Here is a 24,125-nt window from a genome sequence, read left to right on the forward strand (position 1 = left end):
CAGAAGCTCTCAGCCCCCGGCCAATGGCACGGTGAACACCGTGGCGGTGCCGGTGAGGCAAAGCTCGCCGGCTTCGTTGCGCACCGATGTCTCCAGCTTTGTGATCGGCTTGTCGACGCGCACGTCCTTGACCTCGACGCGGCCGGTGATCAATTCGCCGACGCCGACCGCCTTGACGAATTTCCACGAGACTTCGAGGAACACCGAGCCGGGGCCGGGAAGATCCTCCGCCACCACCGCGTTCAGGATGCCTGAGGTGACGCCGCCCTGCACGATGAGCTTGCCGAACACCGAAGCCTCGGCCAGCGCCTTGTCGTAATGCAGCGGATTGCGGTCGCCGGTCATCTCGGCGAAGGCGTCGATATCCTGAGGCTGCGTGCGCCGCGAGCGCTCGGCGAAAGCGCCCAATTGCGGTCGTCCTTTGATGACACCGACCCACCCGTCCTTCATCACATGCACAGTCATGGTCTTGCTCCGGTTCGGTTGCGATTGAGGTTCGAGCCGGCCGAGGCCGGCGGCTCGTCCTGGTTGGCCGGCGCCCGGTGGGCCGTCGGCCGCGATACAGACGAAGGGGCACGGCGGGCCGGCATGGGCTGCCCGGCCAGCGCCTGCACCTCTGCCTTCAGCACGGCGCTGAAGCGGCGATGCCGCTCGCCGATATCGTCGAGCGTCCAGTCGAAGCCGGCGATCGCGTCGGTGGTATCCAGGATCTGGTTGGCGATCAGGTCGCGCTGCCGCTGCCAGATCGTGAATGCCGCGTCGGACCCGTCGAGGATGGCGCGCGCGAGGCTCTCGGCGTCGCGCAGCGCATCGGAAATGCCGTGCGAGGTGATCGGGTCGCGGAAGAAGCCGGCGTCACCCACCAGCGCCCATCCGGGGCCGTGCGCCTGACGGATATAGCCCGGCACGCCCCGGAACGCCTGCAGGCGGGCGTCCTTCGGCGCCTGGGCCGCTTGTGCTGCCAGCGCCGGCGAAAGCGCTTCGAGCACGTCCATGCGGGCGCGGGCGTGGCCGAGGCGGAAGCGCTGGTCGAACAGGCTCGTCGGCACCGAGGCGACGATGCAGGCGAGGCCGTCATTGGTCGGGATGAACGAGCCGGCGATCCCGTCGCGGAAGTACCAGTGATAGCCGGCGCCCGGCTCGACTGGCGCATAGCCATAGACATGGGCGGCCGACACCGCGCCGCGCCGCAAGGGCTGAGCGTCAACGCATTTCGCCACCAGCGAGCCGATGCCGTCGGCGCCGACCACGATATCGGCGCTGACCCTCACGGATGCGCGGCCGGCGGCGCGGATTTCGATGCCGCGCACGCGCCCGCGCGTGTCGGCGAAGAGGTCGCCGACCGCCACCTCGTGCAGGACCTCCGCGCCGGCCTTGCGCGCCACATCGACCAGGATGCGGTCGAGCACCGTGCGCCGCGGCGCGATCAGCCCGGGAAGGTCCGAACCGGCGGCGAGCGGGACGGCGATCTCCTCCTCGCCATAGTGGAAGGTCGTCGTCTCGATCGGCGGCGTCCCGGCCTTGAGCAGCGGCTCGAGCAGGCCCCAGCGCCAAAGCTGCAACACGGCCGGCCGCATCAGCGCATGCGTCGACAGCGTGTCGGAGCCGTACGGCTTGCGGTCGATCGCAAGCACCTTGAGACCCGCGCGGGCGAGCAGCATCGCGGTCGCCGCACCCGCGCAGCGCGCGCCGACGATGATGGCGTCGTAGTGGCCGCGCCTGGGAGTGGCCATGAGGGAGATGGGATTGGTTGCCATGGTGGTCGTGATCCTCAGGCCGCCTTGCGGCCGTTGCAGTCGAGATGACGCGAGATTTCGGCGGCGATCGCTTCGGCGTCCGCGCCGACGCCGCCGATGAAGTTGGAATCGCGCTTGCGCAGGAAGCGGAAGCCGAGCGCGTAGAGGCCGGGCAGGCAGGTGACGCCGCCCTGATGCGCGAGCTCGCCGTCGGCGCCGAGCGCCAGCGGCTCCAGCCAGCCGAGCGAGCGCGCATAGCCGGTGGCCCAGATGATGCTGCGGATCGATCCGTCGGTGAGCGACAGCTGTTCTGCGCACGCCGCCGGCATCGCAACCGGCTCGGGCCGGTATGGTGTCGCCGCGCCCGTGAAGCGGTCGATCTGGTCGAGCAGGCGCGCCTGTTTCGCTTCCGCCGCTGCCATGTGCTGACCGAGATCGTTGGCGAAGGCGATCTCGCGGTCGCCGACGCCGCGCACCCGTCCGGTCAGCTCCACGCCGAGCACCTGCAACGTGGCGAGATCGACATCGGCCCTGTCGGGCCGGCCGGCGAGCTGCAGCGACGGCTGGCGTCGCGCGCCTTCCGGATTGGCGAGGTCTTCCCGGCGCTGCGCCATCAGGCCCATTGCGCACAGCCAGAAGAAGATATCCTGGCCGCGCCATGTTCTGGGCAGGCGCGTGTGCTTGCCGACCGAAAGCACCACGCGCCGACCAGCGCGGGCGAGCTCGTCGGCAATCTGCACGCCGGAGGATGAGGCGCCGACGACCAGCACGCCGCCGCCCGGCAGCTCGCCGGGCGAGCGATATTGCGAGGCGTGAATGCTGAGCGGTCCGCGAAGGGTCTCAGCCGAAAAAGGGATGACCGGCCGGTCGCAATGTCCCGTCGCGACGACGACCGCGCGCGCCGACCACTCGCCGGCGCCGGTGCGCAAGGCAAAGCCGTCGCCGGTCCGCTTGACAGATGTGACCTCGACATTGGTCTCGACGGGCGCATGCCACTGCCAGGCGTAGCGCTCCAGGCTTTCCACGAAAGCCCCTTTGCTCATGAAGCCGTCGGGATCGCCGCCCTCATAGGGCGAGCCGGGCAGGGCGTTCAGCCAGTTCGGCGTGAGCAGCCTGAGCGAGCGCCAGCTCTGCGAGCGCCAGCGCTCGCCGACGCGGCCGCGCTCCAGCACGGCATGGTCGATACCGACCTGGCCGAGGCAATGGCTGAGCGCAAGGCCAGCCTGGCCCGCGCCGATGATGACGACCGCGCGTCTCATGGTTCTGGTCCGTTTGGGAGGAGGCAGGCGGCCCGGATCGGTCCGGATCGCCTGCCGGCTTCGGCTCACTGGATGGTCTTGATGCCGACGGTGACCGGCACGCCCTTGGTCAGCACGTCGAACACGGCCGAACGGGCGCGCGACTGCTCGACCAGCTGCTGCAGCTTCTCGGCCGGCGCGTCGCCTTCGATCTCGAACGACACCTGGATGTTCTGGAAGCCGTTGCGGACCTCGTCGGAAATGCCGAGGATGCCGCGCAGGTCGATGTCGCCGTCGACCGAGCACTTCACCTTGGTGAGCTTGATCCCGCGCGCGGCGGCAATGTTGGCGACGCCAGCCATCAGGCAGCCCGCCAGCCCGTGCAGCAGCCATTCGACCGGGGTCGGCGCATTGTCGCCGCCGCACAGGATCGCCGGATGGTCGGCGTCGGCATAATGCGGCTTCTCGTGCTTCTGCTCCTGGCCGGCGCCGAAGAAGCCATTCATGACGGTCTTGCTGTGCGTGCCCTCGATCCACTCGTTGTGGGCGCGGAACTGGAATTTTGCCAGCTCCGGCTGCCCGGCGACGAAATTGATCGTCGCCAGAAGGTTCGGCGTGTCGACGCCATTGAGCGGAAGCCGTGCAGGTTTGGTGTTGGGTTGCATCTTCATCTCCAAAGGTTCGTTTGCGGCTTGGTTGCCGTGACGGCCTCTGTTTGCCGATGGAGCGTTTGAACGAGAGTGGGTGCGACCGTGGAATTTTTCATACGTCTACCGTTGGAAATCGCGTTGGATGTATCGTTTGAAACGAATGTCGACGCCCGAATGCGCCGGAACGCAAAAGCCCCCGGCGTGGAGAAGCCCCGAGCCTGTCGAGAGCGTGGTGACGACCGCCATCGGGGGTCATCCGGCGTTGCGGATGTCCATCCCGTCGGCGTCGGAGGCGTGGCGCATCGAGGTGTAATGGTCGATTTCCGAACGGGCGATACCCAAGTCCTTGAGCAGATGATCGGGCATGGCCTGCATGGCGGCGCGGTCGCTGCGCATCCTCATCGCACGATAGGCAAGCCGCAGCGCACGGCTGGCAAAGCCAATCAGGCTGAGGTCCGCGCGGCTGGGTTCACAGGCGGTGTGCTCCAAACTCGTCATTGTCGTCTCCATCTCTTTGCGGCGTGATCATTCACGTCACCAATGGGAGGACTTGTCGCCGATGACCGGGGGAGCGAGCGTTGGACCGGGCGTCGAAATCGCCGTGGGAATCTGGTGGTATCTCAGTTTGAAAATATCGTGCCTTGCCAATGCGGCACGAGCGCTTCGTCGCGAAGTCCTTGGCCTTCTTATTATATCAGGGCTAGCGTATACATGGTTGCGTTACTATGCTCATGTTCAGAGGGGATTAAATTATGCGCAAACAGAAAACGCTTGGACTGGCGCTTCTGGCTTCTAGTTCGCTTTTCCTCGCCGACGTCGCTTTAGCGAAAGATGCCTACAAAACACCATACAGGGCGGATGCCCAGCGACTGTGCAAGATGGTCGACAATGCAAAGGGGTTGAGCTGTCTTAAACAGCACATCAGTGAGCTCACTCCTGCCTGCAAAGCGTTTCTCTCCAAGCAATGAACTGTAATAGCCGTCAAGGGTCGTACTGATTACAGGGCGGTGGCGGCCTTCAGGAAATCCGCCGCCCGGCCTCGTCCAGCAAGACGCAATCGTCCGCGTCGAAGCTGAGTTCGATCGCTTCGCCTTCGCGCAGAACGCGGCCATCGATCGGGGCGTTGGCGCGGATGTTCGTCTTGCTGCCTATGTCGACCTCGTAGATGGCGCTGCCGCCGAGATAGGAGGCCGACACGACCCGGCCAGGCAACCGGTTGCCGCCCGCCTTGGCACCCACCGCGAGTTTCTGCGGCCGCACCACGACGGTTACGGCACTGCCCTGCGGCAGCGCCTTGGGTGAAAGCACATTGACCGTCTGGCCGCTGGCCAGCTTGACTGTCGTCGGCCCGTCCGATCTGCTCACCGTGCCCGAAAGCATGTTGGCCTTGCCGAGGAAGTCGGCGACGAAGGCGGTGGCCGGCCGCTCATAGACCTCTTCCGGCGTGCCGACCTGCTCGGCCGACCCGGCATTCATCACCACGATGCGGTCCGACATCGACAGCGCTTCTTCCTGGTCGTGCGTGACGAAGATGGCGGTGATGCCGGTTTCCTTCTGGATCTTCTTGATCTCGACGCGCATCTCCTCGCGCATGTTGGCGTCGAGCGCCGAGAGCGGCTCGTCGAGCAGAAGCACCTGCGGCTCGAAGACGATGGCGCGCGCCAGCGCGATGCGCTGCTGCTGGCCGCCCGACAGCTGCGAGGGCAGTTTCTTCTCGCTGCCGGGCAGCCGCACCATATCGAGCGCCTGGCCGACCTTGCGCCTGATCTCAGGCTTGGCGACGTTGCGGTATTTCAGGCCGAAGGCGACATTGTCGAACACGGTTTTGTGCGGGAACAGCGCGTAACTCTGGAACACCAGCCCGATGTTGCGCTTGTAGATCGGCACGTCGTCGACGCGCCGGCCGCCGATCATGATCTGGCCGGCCGAAATGTCGACCAGCCCGGCAATGGAGCGCAGGATCGTCGTCTTGCCGCAGCCAGACGGTCCGAGCAGCGTGACGAAGCTGCCCTTGCGGATCGACAAAGAGAAATCGCGTACCGCGACGAACTTGCCATAGGCGATGTCGATGTTGCGGAACTCGACCGCCGGGCTGTTCGCCCCGGCGGCCGCGCTCGCGCCTTCCGTCCCGGCCGAGCCCGGCCGGGGATTGAGTGTCGTATCCTGGCCGTCAGGCACCTTTCGAGATCCTGTTCCACTGCTTGGTCCAGGCGTCCTCGTTGGTCGCCCAGTAGGTCGGATCGGCGAAGGTCAACGCCTTCATCGTGCCGGTGGGATCGAAGGCCGGCAGCTTCGCGATCTTGTCGGTCAGCTTGACCTTGGTCGGGTCGAGCGACGGCGGGTAGCTCTGGCCCTCGGCCACCGCGATCGAGGTCGCCGGGTCGAGCATGAAGTTGATCAACTCCTCGCATTCGGTCATCGGCGAGCCCTTCAGGATCAGCATATCCTCCATCCACGCATAGGAGCCGGCCGGATCGAGATAGCCGATCGGATGGCCCTGGTCCTGCAGCGCGGCGACCCGGCCCGACCAGGCGTCGGTCACCACGATCTCGCCCTTGGAGAGCAGGTCCATAAGTTCCGCGCCGGAGCTCCAGAACTTCTTGGCGAGGTCGCGCGTCTCGCGCACCTTGGCCCAGATCGTGTCCATGTCCTTGAGGTTGTTGGGATCCTGTCCGGTGGCCAAAGCCGCGTACCAGACGCGCGTCGTCATGTCGGAATAGCCACCGACCTTGCCGGCATATTTCTTGTCGAGCAGAAGTGCTGCGCCCTTTTCCTTGGCTTCCTCCGGCGAGATCACCTTGGTGTTGTAGGCGATGCCGGTGGTGCCGTAGTCGTAAGGCACGGCCGACAGCTTCGGCGTCAGCTTGCGGAAGGGCTCGATCATCGGCTGCAGCACATTCGCCATGTTGGGAATGTTGGCCTCGTTGATCTCCGAGGTCAGGCCGCCATTGACGTATTTGATGTAGTAGTTGACGCCCGAGGAATGAATGACCTGGTAGTCGCCGGGCTTCGCGGTCTTGATCTTGGTGATGATCTCGTCCTCGTCGCCGAACGTGCCCTGCACCACCTTGATCTTGGTCTTGGCCGTGTAGGGCTGGAAGGCGAACTTGTCGATCGCGTCCTGCACCGTGCCGCCCCAGCCGTCGAAGCGGACTTCCTCGACCGCGGCGAGCGCCCGGCCCATCCACGGCATGGAAAGCCCCGCCGATGCGGCTGCGGCCGCCGTCAGCGTCAGGAAAGTGCGGCGGCTCAGATCGCCATTGGCATACCGGTCGTGCAGCCGTTCCAGCCGCTTGGTCGTCGTCAGTTTCATCGTACTTCCTCCTTTGGTTCGCCGAGTCTCTTCAACTTCGTCAGGCTTTGCAGGATCAGGCCGCCGATTAACGGGATGCCGACGGTCACCAGGATCATCACGGTGCCGAGCGCATTGATCTCGGGGCTGATCGAGATTTTCAGCATCGAAAGGATCTGGGTGGGCATGGTCTCGACGCCTGCCGGCCGCCAGAACAGGCTGGCCGAGGTGTTGTCGAACGAGATGGTGAAGGCGAGCAGGGCGCCGCCGACGACCGCCGGGATCAGCAGCGGCAGCGTGATCTCGCGAAAGGACGAGAAGCGCGAGGCGCCGAGCGACAGCGCGGCCTCCTCATAGACCCGCCTTATGCCCACCATGCGCGCCTGCGCGATCAGCACCACATAGGGCACGGCAAGCAGGATATGGCCGAGCACCAGAAGCAGCATGGTGCGGGGCTGGTCGATCGCCTTGATCAGCACCAGAAGGCCGACGCCGAGAATGGTTTCCGGCACCAGCGCCGGCAGGATCACCAGCGTGCTCAGCGTCTGCTTGCCTGGGAACTCGAAGCGCACCAGCGCGAAGGCCGTGACGACGCCGATCGCCGTGGTGGCGACAGCGGTGACCAGCGCGATCCACAGCGAGGTGCGGAAGGCGGTCAGCACCGCGTCATTGCCCATCAGCTTGGCGTACCATTGCAGCGAAAAGCCGGTCATCGGGAAGCCGCCGAACATCGAGGCGTTGAACGACAGGATGACGGTCGCCACGATCGGCGCGAACATGAAGATGTAGACGCAGAGCGTGACGAAGCCGGTCAGCCGCCAGGCCCATTTACCTTCCCTGTTCGGTCGCGCAGCCTTCATCCGGCCAACCCCTTCACAATCTGCGACATGCCCATGTAGCGGGTGTAGATTGCGGCGAAGAAGCCGAGCACGACGAACAGCACGATCGACAAGGTGGCGCCCATCGGCCAGTTCAATTCGCCCATGATGGTGTCGTAGATCAAATTGCCGAACAGCGCGTCGCGGCCCGAGCCGAGCAGTTGCGGCGTCACATAGCTGCCGGCCGCCAGCACGAAGCAGAGCAGCAGCCCCGCCGCCAGGCCCGGCAGGGAGAGGGGCAAGGTCACCTCGCGAAACGCCTGCGCGCTGGTGCAGCCCATCGAGCGCGCGGCCGAGATCAGCGTGCGGTCGATACCCTCGAGGCTGACATAGACGTTGAGGATCATGTAGGGCAGGAGGAAGTGCAGCAGTCCCAGGATCACCGCGCCCTCGTTGTAGAGCATCTGCAGCGGCTCGTTGATGATGCCCATCTTGAGCAGCGTGACGTTGATGACGCCCTGTTCGCCCAGGATGTTGATCCAGGAAAAGGTGCGGATGGTGAAGCTGATCCAGAACGGCACGATGAGCAGGAGCAAGAGCAGCCATTTGTGCCTGAAGCTCGTCGCCCAGATGAAATAGGCCGGGAAATAGCCGAGCACGCCGCACAGCAGCGCGGTGATCGCGCCGACCCTCAGCGTCTTCAGAAGGAAGCCGGAATAATAGCTGTCGGTGAAGAATTCCTGCCAGTTGGCGGTGGTCAGCGCGCTGGTTTCGACGCCGGCGGTGACGAAGGTGAAGAAGGTATAGGCCGCCATCACCGCGATCGGCAGTACCAGGAAGAAGATCAGCAGCAGAAGCACCGGTGCAACCAGCATCCAGGCCAGGCGTGGATCGTACAAGGTCCAGCGATTGTTCATGCGCACCCGAAGGTAGGCGCCTTCTTCGAGGCGCGCTTATGTTCCCGCAGTGAAGATTGTTTCATTGCCGCCGCGATGTCTACAGGCGGTGGCCCAAATTCGATTCAGCCAGGGCGTCGCGCGCCGATAGGAACATGTGGGCCTGGGGGTGTCCAGGCTGACTATAACTAGCAGTCCGACAAGGCGGTCTATGGCGCCAGCGCCAAATACGCGCTCGATGCGAACTGGACGTTCAAGTCTGAATATCTCTACACCGATTTCGGCAAATCGACCGTCAGCCCCGATATCCCTCTTGAAAACGACGTCGCATTCCACCGGGTTCGGGCCGGCCTGAACTACAGGTTCTGACCGTTGCAAATCTCCGGCCCGGCAAGGCTGTCGAAGACCCTGGTGATGCCATATCGGCGCCACTCAATACCGCCGGGCCAACCGTCGCTCGAAGAAGCCGAAGCCGGTCGTCACCAATACCGCCAGCAGGAAATATCCGAGCGCTGCGGCAAACAACGGCTCGTAGACGCGGAAGGTCTGCGCGCGGACGAGGTTCGCCGCGCCCATGAGTTCGAAGACCGTGATTGTGGAGGCCAGCGCCGTCCCCTTCAGGAGCAGGATATTCTGGCCGCCGATCGCCGGCAGCGCCAACCGGAAAGCCTGGGGCAGAAGCACGGAAATCATGATCCGCGTTTTCGACAGGCCGAGCGACTGGCCGGCCTCGCGCTGCCCGTCCGGTATCGATTGTATCGCGCCTCTCCATATCTCGCCGCAATAAGCCGCGGTGTTCAAAGACAGGGTGAGGAACGCATAGCAATAGGCGCCCCGCAACATGGGCCACAACGGGCTGTAGCGGATCGAAGGCACGCCGGCGAGAAGCTGGCCGACGCCGAAGTAGCAAAGGTAGAGCTGGACGAGCAGCGGCGTGCCCCGGAAGGCAAGGATGAAGGCGACCGCCGGATAGCGAAGCCATGCCTTGGCCGACAAGCGGGCAAGCGCCACCGGAATGGCCAGCAGATTGCCGACGAGGGCGCAGCCGACAAACAGGATGACGGTGGTCTGGATGCCGGCCAGGAGCTGGCTGGCGAGGTATTGCCCGAACTCTGTCACGCTATCTGCGCCTCCCGGTCTTGGCGGTGGATGTTTCCAGAGTGTGGAAGAGCATCGCCGACAGGCTCGACATCACCAGGAACACGAAGGCGATCGCGCAGTAGAACAGGAAATAGGCGCGCGTCGCGCCGGCGGCCATCTTGCCGGCGAGAACCAGCTCCGTGAAACCGATGAGGCTGACCAGCGAGCTTTCCTTCAGGACGACCAGCCACAAATTGCCGATCCCCGGCAATGCCAGCGGGATCATCTGCGGCAGCGTCACCAGGAAGAAGGTCTGGCGGCGGGTCAGGCCAAGCGCGTGGGCCGCTTCGGCCTGGCCTCGCGGGATGGCGGCGATCGCGCCGCGAAGGACTTCCGTGCTGTAGCCGCCCTGAACGATCCCGAGCGACAGCGTCGCCGCGACGAAGCCGTTGATCTGAAACTCGGAAGCGAGCCCGGTAAAGGTCACGACCGAACGCACTGCATCGGTCGCGGTATAGTAGACGAGAAAGATGATGAGGATGTCCGGGATGGAGCGGATGATCGTCGTGTAGGCGACGGCGACGAAAACGGCCGTCCGGCGCTTCGAAAGCTTGGCCAGGGCGCCCGCAAGGCCAAGCGCCAGGCCGACGATATAGGCGCTGATCGAAATTTCGACGCTTAGCAAAGCGCCGCGAAGCAATTCGTCGCCCCAGCCCTTGTCACCGAAACCGAGCAAGGTCAGCCAAGACACGATCGAATCCATGCGGCAGGTTCCAATGAGGATGGTGCCGGCCAGAACGGGTGACCGGCACTAGGGCATGATGCCGAAAGGTGCGAAGCGGCTGTCGGACGACATCATGCTCTGGTTCTCGGATTTGGAGACGGATTCAGATTTCAGGTCGATACGACCTGAAATCATCCGGCTCCGTGCATCCGATGATCAATCGCCGTAGATGTCGAAGTCGAAATAGCGCTTGGTTATCGTGTCGTATTCGCCGCTGGCCTTCACCGCCTTGAGCGCCGCATTGAGGCGGTCCCTGAGGGCTGTGTCTTCCTTGCGCACGCCGCCGCCGTCTCCGTAGCCGAACATCTTCTCATGCGGCAGGGTGACCTTGATTTCATAGGCCTGGCCTTCCGGCTTTTTCAGGAAGTCCTGGATCTGGATTCCCGCCGCCGCCATCAGGTCCACGCGACCGGCTGTCATGTCGGCGATTTCATCGTCGAGTGTTGGATAGATCTTCACGTCGCCAATGCCGTTCAACTTGTCCTGCATGTAAGTCGCCTGCAGGCTCGCACTCTGCGCCGCCACGGCAACGCCCTTGAAAGTGTCCGGCTTTGCTACGTCGAATTGTCGGGTGTCGGCCTTTGCACCGACAAGCACGTTGGGCGAATAGTAGTACTTGTCGGTGAAGTCGATAACCTCCTTGCGCTTGTCGGTGATCGACATGGAGCTCCAGATCACGTCGAATTTCTTGGCCAACAGCGCGGGAATGATGCCGTCCCAGGCGATATCGACGATCTCGCATTTCGCCTTCATTTGCGTGCAGACGGCATTCATCAGGTCGATTTCCCAGCCTTGCCATTTGCCGCTGGCGTCCTTGACCGAGAAAGGCGCGTACGGCTCGGCGGCGACGCCGAAACGGATGACGTCGTCGGCTGCCGAGGGAGCGCTGGCGGCGCCGAGGGTCGCCGCTATCAGCGATGCGATGACTGCAAGCTTTTTCATGATGGTTCCCCTTTATTGTCTCTGTTGGATTATCTTTTCGCGATGATGATTTCTCAGGCGATGTTCGAAAACGCTAACAGGTCAAATCAAGGCGATCTAATGCCCTCTGCGGCTGGGTTCATCACCAATAGTTATGACAGTGATGAGGCTTTGGATGGTGCAGTCAGGCCCAAGCCTCGACCGCGATCGAAGCCGTCGTCGGAGTGCTGCGATCGGTCCAACCATAAGTTTTCCCCGCTAGCCTCGTTTCGAAGGAAATGGGTTCGGCGCTGTCCGCCAAATCTCGATTATGGCATCGTCTATCGGCTCCTTCCCATGGCGACGGAAATGACGGTAGCGAGATCTCGTGCGACTTGAGCTTGCCAGATGAAAAGCGATGCTTGCGGGTCCATCGAGGAACTGAGCGAGAAGATCGCTTCCGGCCTCCCGCCGGTGAAGATCGTGGAAGGTTGCCTGGAAAGGATCCACGATCTGAATGGGCAGATCAGGGCGATGATCTTCGTGAGCGAAACCGAAGCCCTCGATGCCGCGCTTCAGGCAGAGCGCGAAATCCGATCAGGCCGCCGGCGCGGTCCGCTGCATGGCGTGCCCATCGCGATCAAGGACGTTGTCGATGTGAAGCACTGGCCGACCACCGGGGGTTCCCGATTGTTCGGCGACCGGGTCGCCCAAAACACCGCGGCCTGCGTCGCCAACCTTCAGGCGGCGGGCGCGATCGTCATCGGCAAGACCAACCTTCACGAACTCTGCGCCGGCGGTCACGACAATCCGTGGTTCGGCAAGGTCGTCAATCCGCTCGACAGAAGCCGTGGCACGGGCGGCACCAGCAGCGGATCGGCCGCCGCGGTCGCCGCGGGCTTCTGCGCGGCGGCGATCGGCACCGATACCGGCGGGTCGAACCGGTCGCCGGCCGCCGCAACGGGACTGTTTGGTTATAAGCCGAGCAACGGCTTGATCGATACGAACGGCGTGATGGGTATCGCGCCTTCGCTGGACTGCGTCGGCGTGCTGGCGCGCTCGGCGAGGGATGTTCGCCTGGTGACCGAGGCGCTGGCGGGAACGCGGCTCAGCGTTCAGGATGGGAAGCAAAGCGCGTCGAGGACCGGGATGACGATCGGGATCTGCCCCGAACTGACCGGCGCTCCCGTCGACAGCACTGTCGAGACCGCATTGGCCGCGCTGTTTGATCGTTCAAACGTTCGCACGGTGGAAATCGCCTTCGACGACAGGGAGGAGTTCGTCGCCGCGGGCCTGACGATCCTGCAGTACGAATTTGCGCAGATCTACCGGGAGCCGATCGAGCGGAATCCTGATCTGGTTGGCGAGGCGGTTCGCGCTTTCCTGCAGGATGGCATCGGCATCGGCGCTGACGTCTATGACAGAGCCGTAGAGGTTCGCGAGGAAGCGTGCAGGCGGGTCATGGCAAGGATGGCGGGCCTGGATGCGCTGGCCGTCCCGACCGCGCCCGGATCGGCGCCGCGGCTTGCGGACGAACTCACGCAGGTGAATGGGGAATTGGTGTCGTGGGGCATGGCCGGTGGCCGGTTCCGCCGCTGGGCGAACGTGCTCGCCATGCCGGCTTTGGCTGTGCCCCTGGATATTCCGGGCGGCCTTCCGGTATCGGTACAGCTTGCCGCTCTTCCCGGCCGGGATGCGGCCTTGCTCGATCTGGTCGAGGCGTTGACCGGAAGCTGACCCGCGTCTCGCGAACAGCCAAAGTTCATAACCTGCAGGAATAAACTTCATTCGTGGGGCTATTGGAACGACGGCTATGCTTCGTTAACATCGGCCTCGCCGTGGGTTGCTTCGGCGGCGTATCGATCGACGGGTGGTCAGCGGCCATGAAGTTCACTGAAAAGGACACGATTGCGAAAGACGCGGAGTTCACGCCCCGCGAGATCGAGATTTTCGCTTCCGTGATGCTGCATGGCACGACGACGAAGGCGGCCGATGCGCTGGACATCACGCAGCCCGCCGTCAGCAAGATGCTTCAGCAGCTCACCGACAAGGCGGATTTCCAGCTGTTCAGGAAAAGCCGCCAGCGGCTGATCCCGACCCCTGAAGCACACATGCTCTATGCCGAGGTGCAGCGGGTTTTCGAATCCGCGCGCGGCATCTCCCGCGCCGCCAGGGAAATCCGCGAGCTGCGCAGCGGCAGGCTGAATATCTGCGCGCTGCCGGCCTTCGGCTCCACGCTGCTGCCGTCCATCATAACCAGTTTCTCGAACCAGCATCCGTCCGTATCCATTTCGCTCGATATCCGCAGCTCCGCGACGGTGGTGCAGAGGGCAAGCCGCAACCAGCTCGACATCGGCATCGGCGTCACCGCGTCGGACGAGAACCCCTCCATCGTCAGGCGCGCGCTGACCGCGACGCCGCCTGTATGCGTCATGCCGGCGGGGCATCGGTTGTCTGAGCTCGACGTCATCCAGGCGGACGATCTCGACGGTCTCGACTTCATCTCGATGGGTTCCGCCGATCCGATGCGGCGGCAGCTCGATGCCTTGTGCGAGGAACGCGGCGTCAAGCGCCTGCTGAAGGTGGAGGCGAGCCTTTCCAGCGCCTGCATCGCGCTTGTCGCCGCCGGGGCGGGCGTGACGGTCGTCGACCGGCTTTCCGCCTGGCTGGCGCGCGACTTGCCGATCGAGATCAGGGACTTCCGGCCGCATCTCGATTTGAATCTCAGTGTCTACCGGCCCTGGGGCGTCATCGCATCGACGGCGGCGGACGCCTTCACCGAGCATCTCATCCAGATCACGAGAAGCTTCATGAACGGCGTGGACGCTGGAATCAGCGCCTCGAGGTCGAGGTCGGCTTAGCCGGCATCGAGATCTAACGGAGCGGCAGGCTGCGGAACAGGCGCTCGATATCGGCTTCGTCATTGTAAACGTGCGGCGACACGCGCATCTTGGTGCCGCGCAGCGTGACATGGACATTGACGCGCTTCAATTCCTGCGCCGCATCCGGCGACAGACGATCGCCGATATCGAGGATCGAGATATGCGGCGTCGGGTGGCGCGGACGCGCGACCGGGAGCCCCCGATTTTCCGCCTCGGCCCAGACGCACTCGTTGAGGTGGCGAAGGCGGTCGAACACCCGGCTGACGGTCCATTCGCGGATGAGTGTCATGGCGGCGATCGCCACCGGCAGGACCGCGAAATCGGAGCGTTCGCCCATGTCGAACCGCCGCGCGCCCGGCAGAAACTCCGCCACCGTCACCTTGTAGAAGTCGGACCGATCGCCGCCCAGGCGGTTCCATGAATGATGCTCCAGCGTGCGGCCCGCTTCGTGCCAGCGCGGATCGGCGTAGAGGAAGGCCAGGCGATAGGGACCGAGCAGGAATTTGTAGGTGGCAAAGACCAGGAAATCCGGCCGCACGCGACGGACGTCGAAGGGCACCGCGCCCACCCATTGGGTGCCGTCGACGACAAGCGCGGCGCCTGCCGCCCGCGCGGCTTCCGCCACGGCCTCGAGGTCGATCGCCATGCCCTCGAACCAGTGGACGAGGGTGCCGGCAACGACCGCGATCGGACGGCCCGAGTTGCGGATTGCCGATACGATCGCGCCGGTCCAATCCCCGTCGGCCGGTTGCGCAACGATGTCGACAAGAGCGCCCGAGCGCTGCGCCAGATCGTACCAGACATATCGGTGCGAGGTGTGCTCGTTCTCCATGAGAAGGATCGCCGAACCCGCCGGAACCGCCACGTTGGCGGCCGCGATCGCCATGCCGTAGCTGGTGGCGGCAACGATGGCGATGTCGTCGGTGGCGGCGCCGACCATCGAGGCGGCGAGCTGCCGCGCCTGTTCCACATCGTCGTAATAGGATGCGATGGTCATCTTCCAGGGTTCGGCCTTCACCCTGACGCCTGCCTCTCCGGCCGCGACCGCGGCATTCGGGATCGGAGACATGTAGGCGGCGTCGAGATAGGCCGTCTCGCGGGGTATGGAAAAGAGATCGCGCTGGCAGCTCAGCATGGCGTCACAACCTGAAATCGATCGAAGTGCCCAGCCCGGCCTCGCGGGCGCGGGCATAGACAAGATTGGCAAGCTCGATGTCCTGGGCCGGAACGCCGAGGGACCGGTAGAGGGTGATGTCGGCATCGCCGGCACGGCCGGGCTTGATGCCAGCCAGCACGTCGCCGATCTCGTCGCGAATATGGTCGCGGCCGATCTCGCCGCTCTCTATCGCCTCGACCAGTTCCCCCGCGGCCACCAGCGCCATGGGCAGGTAATCGACCCAGGTCTTCGATCTGCGCACGCATTCGACGTCGATCTCGCGGCATGAGGCGACGCTCGCGCCGACCGCGTTGACGTGGACGCCGGGCGGCAGCCATCTGCCGAACAGCACCGGCTGCTCGGACGATGTCGTCGTGCAGATGATGTCGGCTCGGCGAACGGCCTCGCCGGCATCGCGGTGCGCCTCCGCCTCGAAGCCGTCGGTCGATAGGCTCTCGGCGAAGCGCTGCGCCTTTGCAAGATCGCGGCCCCAGACATGGACCGCCCGGATCGGCCGCACCTGCGAGATGGCCTCGACGTGCCGGCGGGCCTGCTCGCCATAGCCGAGGACGGTCAGCATGGAACTGCCCGCGCGCGACAGCGCCCTCGTGGCGACCGTGCTCGCGGCCGCGGTTCGCCACGCCGTCAACTCTCCCCCGTCGATCAAGGCCACGGGCCGCCCGTGATCCTTATCGAACAGGAAGACGCCGCCGCGGTGAGACGCGAGCCCGTGGGCGAAATTGCCGGGAAACACCGACAGCACCTTCGCCCCGAACAGCGGCCGGTCGTCAAGCGCGGCATACATCAGCGACAGGCAACTGCCTGCCGCTCCCGGCAGGTCGAGCGTGCGCCTGATCTGCTGGCGGGCTGCGCCGTTCGAGGTCTTGAGCAGCGCCGCCTCGGTCGCTTCAAGCGCCAGGGGAAGCGTCAATGCCTGGCGGATCGCGTTCCTGTCGATCAGCAGGAATTCGGTCTCGGCATTCACCTTGCGGTCTCTTCCATTCCACCGACCTCCATATATGCCAGCGTGTGCGCCAGGCTCCGCCGAGCCTAGCACCGCCTTCGCAAGCTCTTGCCCACGACTTTCATAACTTCGTGCGAGAAGCTGCCCATGCGGCATCATGCGCCGACGAATGCATCCGTCGGATCGCGGCACGCGTCGGTTCATAACTTTTGGCCACCAACGGGAGCGGCCAGTTCAATTGACCGTGATTGCCCGCCCGTTGCAATGTTTTTCAGCCAGCTCAGATGTCGCGCTGGATATCCGCGGCAAATCATCTGCGCGAAAAAAATAGTACCGATGGAATAGGCAATATCAGAGATAGAAATACACTCGGAATGTTGGTAATTCGGCCATAGAGTGGAATGAAATGCCTAGCCAATATTAAAATAACTGATTGGCAGGAAGAGTAAAATATTATCGGAGGTTATCAATATGCTCGTCGTGGTCATCGGTTCCGGCATTGTCGGCAGCTCTGCTGCTTATGAATGCGCCAAGGCGGGAGCGGAGGTTGTCGTGCTGGAGGCCGGGAGGATAGCGGGAGGAACGTCGGCGGTAAGCTTTGCCTGGACGAACGCGACAACCAAGCGGCCGCGGCCCTATTTCGATCTCAACGTCGCGGGCATGCGCGCCCATCTCGAACTGAAGCGCGACTTCGGCGCCGCTCCATGGTTCACGCAAACCGGCAGTTTCGATTGGCGTACGGTGCCGGAGTCGATGGATGATTATTTCGAGAACTTCCGGCAGATGAAGGAGTGGGGCTACGGCGTCGAGTGGATCGACAAGAAGTTGGTCTCCGAGATGGAGCCCGATATCGACATCGCTGCCATTGGCGATTGTCCGGTCTCTTATTATCCGGAGGAGGGCTGGGTCGATCCGGTCCTTTATTCGGCCTGGCTTTTGCGGGCGGCCAAGGAGCGCTGGGGCGCCAAGGTGAGGGTCAACGCGCGCGTGATCGAGATCGAGACCGAAGGCGGCCGCGTCCGGGCGGTTCGCACGGCGGATGGCGAGCGCTACGCCGCCGATGCCGTGGTGAACTGCACCGGCGGCTGGTCCAGCCAGAGGCTCGGCGATGCCCAGGGCATCCCGCTGTCCTCGACGATCGGCGTGCTCGCCTTCACCCCGCCGGTGGCGTTGACGCTGCGCAGCCAGTTGCATGCCGACGATCTGGATATCCGTCCCGATGGCGCCGGCCGCATCATGATCCACAAGGTCTCGGTGGATCTGACCTTCAAGAAGCCGCAGCCGCTGAGCCCCGCGGGCGACGAGGCGAAGACGCTGCTGGAGGCGGCAGGCAAGGTCTTGCCTTCGCTTCGCGCCGTGGGTGTGGAAGCCATCCGCACCACCGTGCGACCCTTCCCGGAGGACGGCTACACCTGCGCCGGCGCGATGCCGGACGTCGCCGGCCATTATATGGCCGTGACGCACAGCGGCGTCACCATCGGTCCGCAACTGGGCAGGGTGGTGGCCGACGAGGTCGTACGCGGCAAGATCCATGACGAGATGGAGACGTTCCGTCCGCAGCGCTTCTTCCAGGCCAGCGCAAAACGCGCCGCCACGCACGCATGATCCCTCTTCGAACGCAGGCCCACGATGGCGAAGATTGAAAGATATACCAGAAGAACGAGAAGCTCAGCCGGATCGTCGTCCACAACGGAACGATCTATCTTTCGGGCCTGACCGCCGATGACAAGGAAGCCGACACGACCGGCCAGACCAGGCAGATACTGAGAAAGGCCGATGCGCTTCTGAATAGCGTCGGCGCGGATCGATCGCGGCTGCTGTTCGCGCAGATATGGTTGAAGGACGTCGAGGATTTCGATGCGATGAACAAGGCCTGGGTCGACTGGCTCGACGGCGCCGAGCCACCGGCCCGTGCCACGGTCGGAGCAAGCTTCGCGCTGCCCGAAATACTTGTCGAAATCCAGCTTACCGCGGCAAGCTGAGGATAGCGCTGCGAAGCGGCGTGCGAACCTGCGAAAAGCCGCCGCTACCTTTCCCTGAACGCCCTTGCGAAAGAATCCATCATCGGGCGTACCAGATACTCGAAGAAGGTCCGGTCGCCGGTGCTGATGAAGGTGTCGACCGGGGTGCCGGGATAGAGCTGTTCTCTCTTCACGCCCTGGGGCAGGGCATCGGTGATCTTCAACCTGGCGCGGAAATAGGGCTCGTGAGTAGCCTCGTCGATCAGCCGGTCGGCGGAAATCTCGCTCACCGTGGCCGGGACTTCCGGCGTCAGGCGGGCGTTGAGCGCGGAGAGCCTGAGCTTCGCCTGTTGGCCGACATGCACCTGGTCGATGTCCTTCGGCCGCAGCCTGGCGTCCACCACAAGGCCGGATGACGTGGGCAGGATCTCCATGATCTTTTCGCCGGGCGCCACCACGCTGCCTTGCGAATTGTAGGTCGACGACACGACGATGCCCGCCGCCGGCGCGGTGATCGTCGTGCGCTGCAGCACCGCTTGCGCCGCGCGCATCCGCTCCTCGATGTCGGCGAGATTGGTGCGCACATCGTCGAGCTTGGTCAGCGCTTCCTCGACGCGCTGCGTGGTCGCGCGCTCGGTCTGCGCCTCCGCCTCGACGATCTGCGTGCTGGCCGAGGCGAGGTCCGCCTCCAGCGCGCCGGCCTGGCCGACCAGGTCGGCCTCCGAGCGCAACAGCTGCGAATATTCGCTGCGGTCGGTAAGGCCCCGGTTGAGAAGGTCGGTCTTGATGCCGAGCTCCTTCTTCACCACCTCGGCCTGCTGCTCGATGGCGAGTTTCTGCGCGTTCAAGCCCTTGACCGACTCGCGGTGCATGGCGACGCGCTGCGCCAGGATCGACTGCTCCGAGCGGAACCGTGCAAGCCTGGCGTCGAACTCCTTCTGCTGTTCGCGGATGAGGTTTTCGAATTCCGGCTGGAACGGCGCTGGCGCGGGCTCGGCGATCGGCGCCAGCCTGGCGAGGCCGTCGCGCTCGGCCTCCAGCCGCGCGGCACTGGCCTTCAGCGCGATCCACTGTCTTGTCAGGCGGTTGAGATCGGCTTCCGCGGCGGTCCGGTCGAGCATGATGAGGTTCTGGCCTTCCCGCACGCGGTCGCCTTCATGCACCAGCAACTGCCTGATGATGCCGCCGTCGCGGTGCTGGATCAGGATGTTGCCGCCCGTCGCCGCGATCGTGCCTTGCGTGATCACCGCGCCGGCCAGCGGCGCTTTAGCCGCCCAATAGCCGAAGCCGCCGACCATCAACGCGATTGCCGCATAGCCGGCGAAGGCCGCGCGCCGGAAATCGGTGCGCGGGTGGCCGTCGAAGGTGAGGCTCTGCGTCATCGTTCAGGACCCATAGCGGATGCTCTGCGAGGCGCGGATGGTCGGTGCGAACGATCCGGTCACCACCGTGCTCTGCCGCGTGCCCTTGCCCGGCTGGCGCAGCACCTCCGCGCTCGGCCCGAACGCCTCGATGACGCCGCCGCGCAAAACCATCACGCGGTTGCAGGCCGCGGCGATGGAAGGGCGATGCGTGATCACGATCGTGGTGACGCCGGCGGCGCGCGCGGCGGCAAGCACTGCCTCGAGTGCCGCTTCGCCAACGCCATCGAGATGCGTGCTCGGCTCGTCCAGCACCAGGATGCGCGGGTTGCCGTAGAAGGCGCGCGCGAGCCCGATCCGCTGCCGCTCGCCGCCGGACAGCGTCCCGGCGATCACCGTCTGGTAGCCGTCGCGCAGCGAAAGGATCAGCTCATGCGCCTCGGCGCGTTTTGCCGCCTCGACGATTGCCGCGTCGTCCGCGTCCGCGTCGAAGCGGGCGATGTTTTCGCGGACCGAGCCGGGGAAAAGCTCCACTTCCTGCGCCAGATAGCCGATATGCCGGCCGAGCTGGTTTTCGTCCCAGGTCCTGAGTTCCGCGCCGTCGATCCTGACCGAGCCGCCGCTCGGCTGGGCTGCCCCGACAAGCAGCCGCGCCAGTGTCGACTTGCCGGCGCCGCTCGGGCCGATGATCGCCACCGCCTCGCCGGGCTTGATCGCAAAACCCAACCGCTTGAGGATCGGCTCGGCGCCGAACGTGGCATTCGGCGCGATGAAGAAAAGATCCTGGGCAGAGATCGCGCCGGTCGGGTCGGGCAAGACGAGCTTGCGCGCCTCTGCCGGCTGCGCCGAAAGGGTGCCCTCGAGCCGCGTCCAGGCGCGCCGCGCCTCGACGAGCTGCCGCCAGGAACCGATCAACTGGTCGAGCGGCTGCAGCGCGCGCGACGACACCAGCGAGGAGGCGAAGATCATGCCGGCCGTCATCTGGCCCTTGAGCACCAGCCATGCGCCGGTGCCGAGGATCGCCAGCTGCAGCATCATGCGCAGTGCCCGCGAAGCGCCGCTGAAGATGGCGTTGGCGCTGGCCGAACGGTCATGCAGGACAAGCGCCTCCGCCACATGGCGTCCCCATGCGCGCGCGGCGTTTTCCACCATGCCCATGGCGCGCAGCGTCTCGGCGTTGCGGGCAAAGGCCTGCTCGGCCCGGCTGGCCAAGGCCGAACGCTCCGCCGAGAGCGCATCGTTCCTGCCGATGGCGAACTGATTGGCGAAGACCAGCACGACGAGCAGCGCCGCGCCGCCGAGCGTCACCCAGAACAACAGCGGATGGATCAGGTAGAGCAGCGCCAGGAAGACCGGCGCGAAGGGCAGGTCGAACAGCACCGCCACGCCGCGCGAGCGGATGAAGGCGCAGACCGAGGCGAGGTCGGTGAGCGGCGACGGCGCGTTCCTGGCGCCGAGCGAAGCAGCGAACATTCTTGCGCCAAGCCTGTCATTGACCGTCGCGGCGACGCGCTGCGTGTAGACCGCGCGGATGGCGTCGAGGAAGCCGAGGAAGCCGAGCGCCGCGATCGCGATGACCGACAGATAGACGAGCGTCTCGAGGCTGGAGGAGGGCAGGACGCGGTCATAGATTTGGAGCAGGTAAAGCGGGATCACCAGCAGCAGCAGGTTGATGAGCAGCGAGAACAGCCCGACATCGGCGATGGCGCGACGCAAGACTGGCGGCAATCCCGACTGTCCCGTCATTTCCCGCACTCCCTCTCCAACCCGGATCACGGGCAGTCGCCTAACGTCCGAATCAGGCCGAATGCTCGCTTGCCGTGCCGAGATGCTGCTGCGTGCTACTTGCGGTGTGGCTGGTCAGCGCCGCCGCCTGGCTTGGCAAGTCGTTCAGCGTATAGGCCCTGATATAGTCGATCTTCATCTCGGCCGGTGTGGCGAGATGGTCCGGCGGCGCGCCGGCCTGGCCGCCGATCGCAAGGTCGACCAGCATGTACATCGGCTTGTTCATGTCCGACGGCGTCGCCGCTTCGGCGACCTGCACGCCGTCATAGGTCCAGACCAGCTTGTCCGGCGTCCACAGCAGGCCATAGGTGTGGAAGCCGGCGGTGTCCATGGCGTTCACCGTGGATCCGACAGTCGTGTGCTGGCCCGTCTGGTTGGTATGCGCGGTCATCAGCAGCGAATTCGGGTTCTGGCCATACTTTTCGATCACGTCGAGCTCCGGCGGCCAGGAGCCGTCCTCCGGCAGCAGCCAGAAGGCTGGCCAGGCGCCGGCATTTTCCGGCAGGTCGGCCTTCATTTCGAAATAGCCATAGGTCTGCGAGAACGAGTCATGCGTGGTCAGGATGCCGGAGGTGTATTCGTAGTTGTTGATCAACGGCTTGATGTCGGCCGGCGCCTGCGCGGCGGTGATGGAGAGCACGCCGTTCTGCACGCTGAACGGATGCACCGAGCTGGTCGGGCCGTAATTGGCGTCGATGTACCACTGCAGCTCGCCATTGCGGGTGAGCGTGCTGCCGTTCGCCGCGCCCCACCAGAAGTTGGTGTCCCAGGTGCCGCCCTGGCTGTTGTGAAGGTTCAGCGTGTTGAACTCGTCGCTGAAGGACAGCGTCATGCCGGACTTGTCGATTGGCAGCTCGAACTGGTTGGGCTGCAGCTTGTCGATCGTCATGTTCTTGAATTCGAGAATCTCGCCCGATCCGAGATTCAGCATCACATTGGGTCCCGCCTGGATCAGGTTCTCGTGGATGGCGGCGAACGACGTGAATCCGTAGCCATCGAGGCGCACGGTATCGTTCGACGCGAAATTGACGATCGAATCGCTCCCGTTGCCCTTCGCGATGATGAAAGTGTCGGCGCCGCCGCCGCCATCGATCAGGACATCATTGCCCGCGCCGCCGTCCAGGGTCTGGCCGCCCGCCGTGGCGGTGATGATGTTATCCAGCGCGTTGCCGAAGGCGTAGTTGTGGGCGTTGGTGACGACGAGGTTTTCGACATTGTCCGGCAGCATGTAGCTCATCCATGTGTTGATCGTGTCGACGCCCTGCCCAGGGTTCTCGAACACCTTGTTGCTCGCCGAATAGAGGTAATAGATGTCGTCGCCGGAGCCGCCATACATGGTGACGTTGACACCGCTGGCGCCCCAGATGGAGTCGTTGCCGGAGGTGCCATACAAGGCAGGTCCGGACGAGGCCGCCGAAAGCCAATGGTTGGAAGCGCCGCTATAGTAAAGAGGAACGCCTACCGCGTTGACGACGAAGCTCATCGGAGAATCCTTCCGCGCTGCCCCGCCCGGAGGTTCATTGCAGGTTCAAACGACCACTTCGAACCAATTTGCAACGTGGACTATGGTTCCCGAAAACAAGCAATTAGTACAGAGAAAATTGCCAGTATTTTTATCGATATTTTGTGAAGATAGAATAAGTGGTATCTAATACAATCATGGCGTGAGTTATTCTCAATTTACTTAATTTTGCAAGATTTTCTGCCAAAAGATTGTGCAGACAGCTGCGAATGGATGCGTTTGTCGCAGCGGTGCCACAGGTGGTGGCCGATCGAGTCTTGGCTTTTAGGATTGGAGCGTCCGCTCACGTCTCGCCCATCGCGATCGACTTTTCGAACGCCGCCTCGAGCCCCTTGGCGACGGCATCGTCGAACCCGGCTTCGCGCATCGTCTCGATCGCGGCGGCGGTGGTGCCGCGATAGCCGAGGAAGGTCTTTACCGTGTCGGCTGGCGAAGCGTCGTTCAAGTCGAGCAGTTGGCCAGTGCCGGTCAGCACCGTGTTGACGGCGCGCTGCGCGACTTCGGGCTTCAGGCCAAAGGCGACGGCGTGGCGCATCATGGCGTCGGCCAAAAGGGCGGGGAAGGCCGGGCCGGATCCGGTCAGGCCGGTGAGATAGTCGATGTCGCGTTCGCTGCCGACCTCGTCCTGGCTGCCGCAGGCGCAAAAGATCGCGCGCACGATGGCGCGGTCCTCGCTGGTGGCATCGCTGCTGGCGATCCAAGGCGTGTAGGATTTCGCGACCTCGGCCGCGGCGTTGGGCAATGTGCGCACTACCCGGCGCGTGCCATGCTTCGCACCGATCTCGGCAAGGCGGATGCCGGCCATCACCGAAATCACCAGTTTGCCCTTGGCGTCGATGGCGAGCGAGGGCCAGTCCTGCGGCCGTACCGAAAGCATGATGATGTCGCAGCGGTCGGCAAGCGCCTGGTTGTCGTCGGTCCAGAACGCGCCGGCAAAACGATCCGGCTTGGCGCTCCGATAGGAGAGGGCAAGGTCCTGTGCGCGAACGATGCCGGCCTGAAGCGCAGCATCCGCGATGGCGCTGCCCAGCCAGCCCGCGCCGCCGACGATGCCGAGTCTGATCGAAGCGTTCATGTCTGCGCCCCTCCATTGGAAGGCG

General features: G+C 64.2%; 23 protein-coding genes. 5 read left to right on the forward strand and 18 right to left on the reverse strand.

Annotated features, from left to right (window positions below; genetic code table 11):
* Positions 1–9: 9 nt before the first annotated feature.
* The 5 genes from FJ424_RS02345 to FJ424_RS02365 all read right to left on the reverse strand — a co-directional run bounded on the left by FJ424_RS02345 (position 10) and on the right by FJ424_RS02365 (position 4,122).
* A complete protein-coding gene (locus FJ424_RS02345; RefSeq protein ID WP_140652282.1) occupies positions 10–465 on the reverse strand; it encodes a MaoC family dehydratase in 456 nt (151 codons plus the stop codon).
* Entirely contained in the window at positions 462–1,757 is a 1,296-nt protein-coding gene (locus tag FJ424_RS02350) for an NAD(P)/FAD-dependent oxidoreductase (RefSeq protein WP_140652281.1), read from the reverse strand. Before FJ424_RS02350 ends, FJ424_RS02345 begins: the two co-directional genes overlap by 4 nt.
* A 14-nt stretch (positions 1,758–1,771) precedes the next feature.
* Positions 1,772–2,995, reverse strand: a complete 1,224-nt coding sequence (locus FJ424_RS02355) for an NAD(P)/FAD-dependent oxidoreductase (RefSeq protein WP_140652279.1) — start codon at positions 2,993–2,995, stop codon at positions 1,772–1,774.
* Between the two features lie 65 nt (positions 2,996–3,060).
* Entirely contained in the window at positions 3,061–3,639 is a 579-nt protein-coding gene (locus tag FJ424_RS02360; RefSeq protein WP_246677119.1) for an OsmC family protein, read from the reverse strand.
* Between the two features lie 237 nt (positions 3,640–3,876).
* Complete coding sequence (locus FJ424_RS02365; protein ID WP_140652275.1) at positions 3,877–4,122, reverse strand: DUF1127 domain-containing protein; 246 nt, start codon at positions 4,120–4,122, stop codon at positions 3,877–3,879.
* Positions 4,123–4,376: 254 nt separating this feature from the next.
* Here FJ424_RS02365 and FJ424_RS02370 point away from each other — a divergent pair, with 254 nt between their 5' ends.
* Positions 4,377–4,592, forward strand: a complete 216-nt coding sequence (locus FJ424_RS02370; protein ID WP_140652273.1) for a hypothetical protein — start codon at positions 4,377–4,379, stop codon at positions 4,590–4,592.
* A 49-nt stretch (positions 4,593–4,641) separates the two neighbouring features.
* Here FJ424_RS02370 and FJ424_RS02375 read toward each other — a convergent pair whose 3' ends face one another.
* The 7 genes from FJ424_RS02375 to FJ424_RS02410 form a co-directional block, all read right to left on the reverse strand.
* A complete protein-coding gene (locus FJ424_RS02375) occupies positions 4,642–5,802 on the reverse strand; it encodes an ABC transporter ATP-binding protein (protein ID WP_140652271.1) in 1,161 nt (386 codons plus the stop codon).
* Positions 5,795–6,937 carry an ABC transporter substrate-binding protein gene (locus tag FJ424_RS02380; protein ID WP_140652269.1) on the reverse strand — a complete coding sequence of 381 codons (1,143 nt, stop codon included), beginning with the start codon at positions 6,935–6,937 and terminating at the stop codon, positions 5,795–5,797. Before FJ424_RS02380 ends, FJ424_RS02375 begins: the two co-directional genes overlap by 8 nt.
* The gene (locus tag FJ424_RS02385; protein WP_140652268.1) at positions 6,934–7,776 is read right to left on the reverse strand and encodes an ABC transporter permease; all 843 of its coding nucleotides are present in this window, start codon (positions 7,774–7,776) and stop codon (positions 6,934–6,936) included. Before FJ424_RS02385 ends, FJ424_RS02380 begins: the two co-directional genes overlap by 4 nt.
* Positions 7,773–8,651, reverse strand: a complete 879-nt coding sequence (locus FJ424_RS02390) for an ABC transporter permease (protein ID WP_140652266.1) — start codon at positions 8,649–8,651, stop codon at positions 7,773–7,775. The genes FJ424_RS02385 and FJ424_RS02390 overlap by 4 nt, the downstream gene beginning before the upstream one ends.
* Before the next feature lie 411 nt (positions 8,652–9,062).
* Positions 9,063–9,749, reverse strand: a complete 687-nt coding sequence (locus FJ424_RS02400) for an ABC transporter permease subunit (protein ID WP_140652264.1) — start codon at positions 9,747–9,749, stop codon at positions 9,063–9,065.
* A 1-nt stretch (position 9,750) separates the two neighbouring features.
* The gene (locus FJ424_RS02405) at positions 9,751–10,473 is read right to left on the reverse strand and encodes an ABC transporter permease subunit (protein WP_140652262.1); all 723 of its coding nucleotides are present in this window, start codon (positions 10,471–10,473) and stop codon (positions 9,751–9,753) included.
* 177 nt (positions 10,474–10,650) lie between these two features.
* Positions 10,651–11,436: a transporter substrate-binding domain-containing protein gene (locus tag FJ424_RS02410; RefSeq protein WP_140652261.1), complete on the reverse strand. Its 786-nt coding sequence runs from the start codon at positions 11,434–11,436 to the stop codon at positions 10,651–10,653.
* A 366-nt stretch (positions 11,437–11,802) separates the two neighbouring features.
* Here FJ424_RS02410 and FJ424_RS02415 point away from each other — a divergent pair, with 366 nt between their 5' ends.
* Positions 11,803–13,131: an amidase gene (locus FJ424_RS02415; protein WP_140652259.1), complete on the forward strand. Its 1,329-nt coding sequence runs from the start codon at positions 11,803–11,805 to the stop codon at positions 13,129–13,131.
* A gap of 146 nt (positions 13,132–13,277) precedes the next feature.
* Positions 13,278–14,255, forward strand: a complete 978-nt coding sequence (locus FJ424_RS02420; protein ID WP_140652257.1) for a LysR substrate-binding domain-containing protein — start codon at positions 13,278–13,280, stop codon at positions 14,253–14,255.
* Between the two features lie 13 nt (positions 14,256–14,268).
* Here FJ424_RS02420 and FJ424_RS02425 read toward each other — a convergent pair whose 3' ends face one another.
* Together FJ424_RS02425 and FJ424_RS02430 are read right to left on the reverse strand one after the other, a co-directional pair.
* On the reverse strand, positions 14,269–15,411 hold the full coding sequence (locus FJ424_RS02425; protein ID WP_140652256.1) for an aminotransferase class V-fold PLP-dependent enzyme: 1,143 nt from the start codon (positions 15,409–15,411) through the stop codon (positions 14,269–14,271).
* 4 nt (positions 15,412–15,415) lie between these two features.
* On the reverse strand, positions 15,416–16,417 hold the full coding sequence (locus tag FJ424_RS02430) for an ornithine cyclodeaminase family protein (protein WP_181181991.1): 1,002 nt from the start codon (positions 16,415–16,417) through the stop codon (positions 15,416–15,418).
* A gap of 450 nt (positions 16,418–16,867) precedes the next feature.
* Here FJ424_RS02430 and FJ424_RS02435 point away from each other — a divergent pair, with 450 nt between their 5' ends.
* Positions 16,868–18,001: an FAD-dependent oxidoreductase gene (locus FJ424_RS02435; protein ID WP_140652252.1), complete on the forward strand. Its 1,134-nt coding sequence runs from the start codon at positions 16,868–16,870 to the stop codon at positions 17,999–18,001.
* A 71-nt stretch (positions 18,002–18,072) separates the two neighbouring features.
* Positions 18,073–18,378, forward strand: coding sequence for a RidA family protein (locus FJ424_RS02440; RefSeq protein ID WP_348640105.1), 306 nt, complete (start codon positions 18,073–18,075; stop codon positions 18,376–18,378).
* A 44-nt stretch (positions 18,379–18,422) separates the two neighbouring features.
* Here FJ424_RS02440 and FJ424_RS02445 read toward each other — a convergent pair whose 3' ends face one another.
* From FJ424_RS02445 to FJ424_RS02460, 4 genes are all read right to left on the reverse strand, one after another.
* Positions 18,423–19,739 carry an HlyD family type I secretion periplasmic adaptor subunit gene (locus tag FJ424_RS02445; protein ID WP_140652249.1) on the reverse strand — a complete coding sequence of 439 codons (1,317 nt, stop codon included), beginning with the start codon at positions 19,737–19,739 and terminating at the stop codon, positions 18,423–18,425.
* 3 nt (positions 19,740–19,742) lie between these two features.
* Complete coding sequence (locus tag FJ424_RS02450; protein ID WP_140652247.1) at positions 19,743–21,464, reverse strand: type I secretion system permease/ATPase; 1,722 nt, start codon at positions 21,462–21,464, stop codon at positions 19,743–19,745.
* Positions 21,465–21,516: 52 nt separating this feature from the next.
* Positions 21,517–22,986: a family 16 glycosylhydrolase gene (locus tag FJ424_RS02455; protein WP_140652245.1), complete on the reverse strand. Its 1,470-nt coding sequence runs from the start codon at positions 22,984–22,986 to the stop codon at positions 21,517–21,519.
* Between the two features lie 322 nt (positions 22,987–23,308).
* Entirely contained in the window at positions 23,309–24,100 is a 792-nt protein-coding gene (locus FJ424_RS02460) for a pyrroline-5-carboxylate reductase dimerization domain-containing protein (protein WP_140652243.1), read from the reverse strand.
* Between the last annotated feature and the right edge of the window lie 25 nt (positions 24,101–24,125).

Source organism: Mesorhizobium sp. B3-1-8 (assembly GCF_006439495.1).
In the GTDB taxonomy this organism is placed as follows: domain Bacteria; phylum Pseudomonadota; class Alphaproteobacteria; order Rhizobiales; family Rhizobiaceae; genus Mesorhizobium.

What these genes read in the sequence shown, in the direction of transcription:
- FJ424_RS02345 (WP_140652282.1), bottom strand. Translation starts at nt 465, where the DNA reads ATGACTGTGCATGTGATGAAGGACGGGTGGGTCGGTGTCATCAAAGGA.
- FJ424_RS02350 (WP_140652281.1), bottom strand. Translation starts at nt 1,757, where the DNA reads ATGGCAACCAATCCCATCTCCCTCATGGCCACTCCCAGGCGCGGCCAC.
- FJ424_RS02355 (WP_140652279.1), bottom strand. Translation starts at nt 2,995, where the DNA reads ATGAGACGCGCGGTCGTCATCATCGGCGCGGGCCAGGCTGGCCTTGCG.
- FJ424_RS02360 (WP_246677119.1), bottom strand. Translation starts at nt 3,639, where the DNA reads ATGCAACCCAACACCAAACCTGCACGGCTTCCGCTCAATGGCGTCGAC.
- FJ424_RS02365 (WP_140652275.1), bottom strand. Translation starts at nt 4,122, where the DNA reads ATGACGAGTTTGGAGCACACCGCCTGTGAACCCAGCCGCGCGGACCTC.
- FJ424_RS02370 (WP_140652273.1), top strand. Translation starts at nt 4,377, where the DNA reads ATGCGCAAACAGAAAACGCTTGGACTGGCGCTTCTGGCTTCTAGTTCG.
- FJ424_RS02380 (WP_140652269.1), bottom strand. Translation starts at nt 6,937, where the DNA reads ATGAAACTGACGACGACCAAGCGGCTGGAACGGCTGCACGACCGGTAT.
- FJ424_RS02385 (WP_140652268.1), bottom strand. Translation starts at nt 7,776, where the DNA reads ATGAAGGCTGCGCGACCGAACAGGGAAGGTAAATGGGCCTGGCGGCTG.
- FJ424_RS02390 (WP_140652266.1), bottom strand. Translation starts at nt 8,651, where the DNA reads ATGAACAATCGCTGGACCTTGTACGATCCACGCCTGGCCTGGATGCTG.
- FJ424_RS02405 (WP_140652262.1), bottom strand. Translation starts at nt 10,473, where the DNA reads ATGGATTCGATCGTGTCTTGGCTGACCTTGCTCGGTTTCGGTGACAAG.
- FJ424_RS02410 (WP_140652261.1), bottom strand. Translation starts at nt 11,436, where the DNA reads ATGAAAAAGCTTGCAGTCATCGCATCGCTGATAGCGGCGACCCTCGGC.
- FJ424_RS02415 (WP_140652259.1), top strand. Translation starts at nt 11,803, where the DNA reads ATGAAAAGCGATGCTTGCGGGTCCATCGAGGAACTGAGCGAGAAGATC.
- FJ424_RS02420 (WP_140652257.1), top strand. Translation starts at nt 13,278, where the DNA reads ATGAAGTTCACTGAAAAGGACACGATTGCGAAAGACGCGGAGTTCACG.
- FJ424_RS02425 (WP_140652256.1), bottom strand. Translation starts at nt 15,411, where the DNA reads ATGCTGAGCTGCCAGCGCGATCTCTTTTCCATACCCCGCGAGACGGCC.
- FJ424_RS02435 (WP_140652252.1), top strand. Translation starts at nt 16,868, where the DNA reads ATGCTCGTCGTGGTCATCGGTTCCGGCATTGTCGGCAGCTCTGCTGCT.
- FJ424_RS02445 (WP_140652249.1), bottom strand. Translation starts at nt 19,739, where the DNA reads ATGACGCAGAGCCTCACCTTCGACGGCCACCCGCGCACCGATTTCCGG.
- FJ424_RS02450 (WP_140652247.1), bottom strand. Translation starts at nt 21,464, where the DNA reads ATGACGGGACAGTCGGGATTGCCGCCAGTCTTGCGTCGCGCCATCGCC.
- FJ424_RS02455 (WP_140652245.1), bottom strand. Translation starts at nt 22,986, where the DNA reads ATGAGCTTCGTCGTCAACGCGGTAGGCGTTCCTCTTTACTATAGCGGC.
- FJ424_RS02460 (WP_140652243.1), bottom strand. Translation starts at nt 24,100, where the DNA reads ATGAACGCTTCGATCAGACTCGGCATCGTCGGCGGCGCGGGCTGGCTG.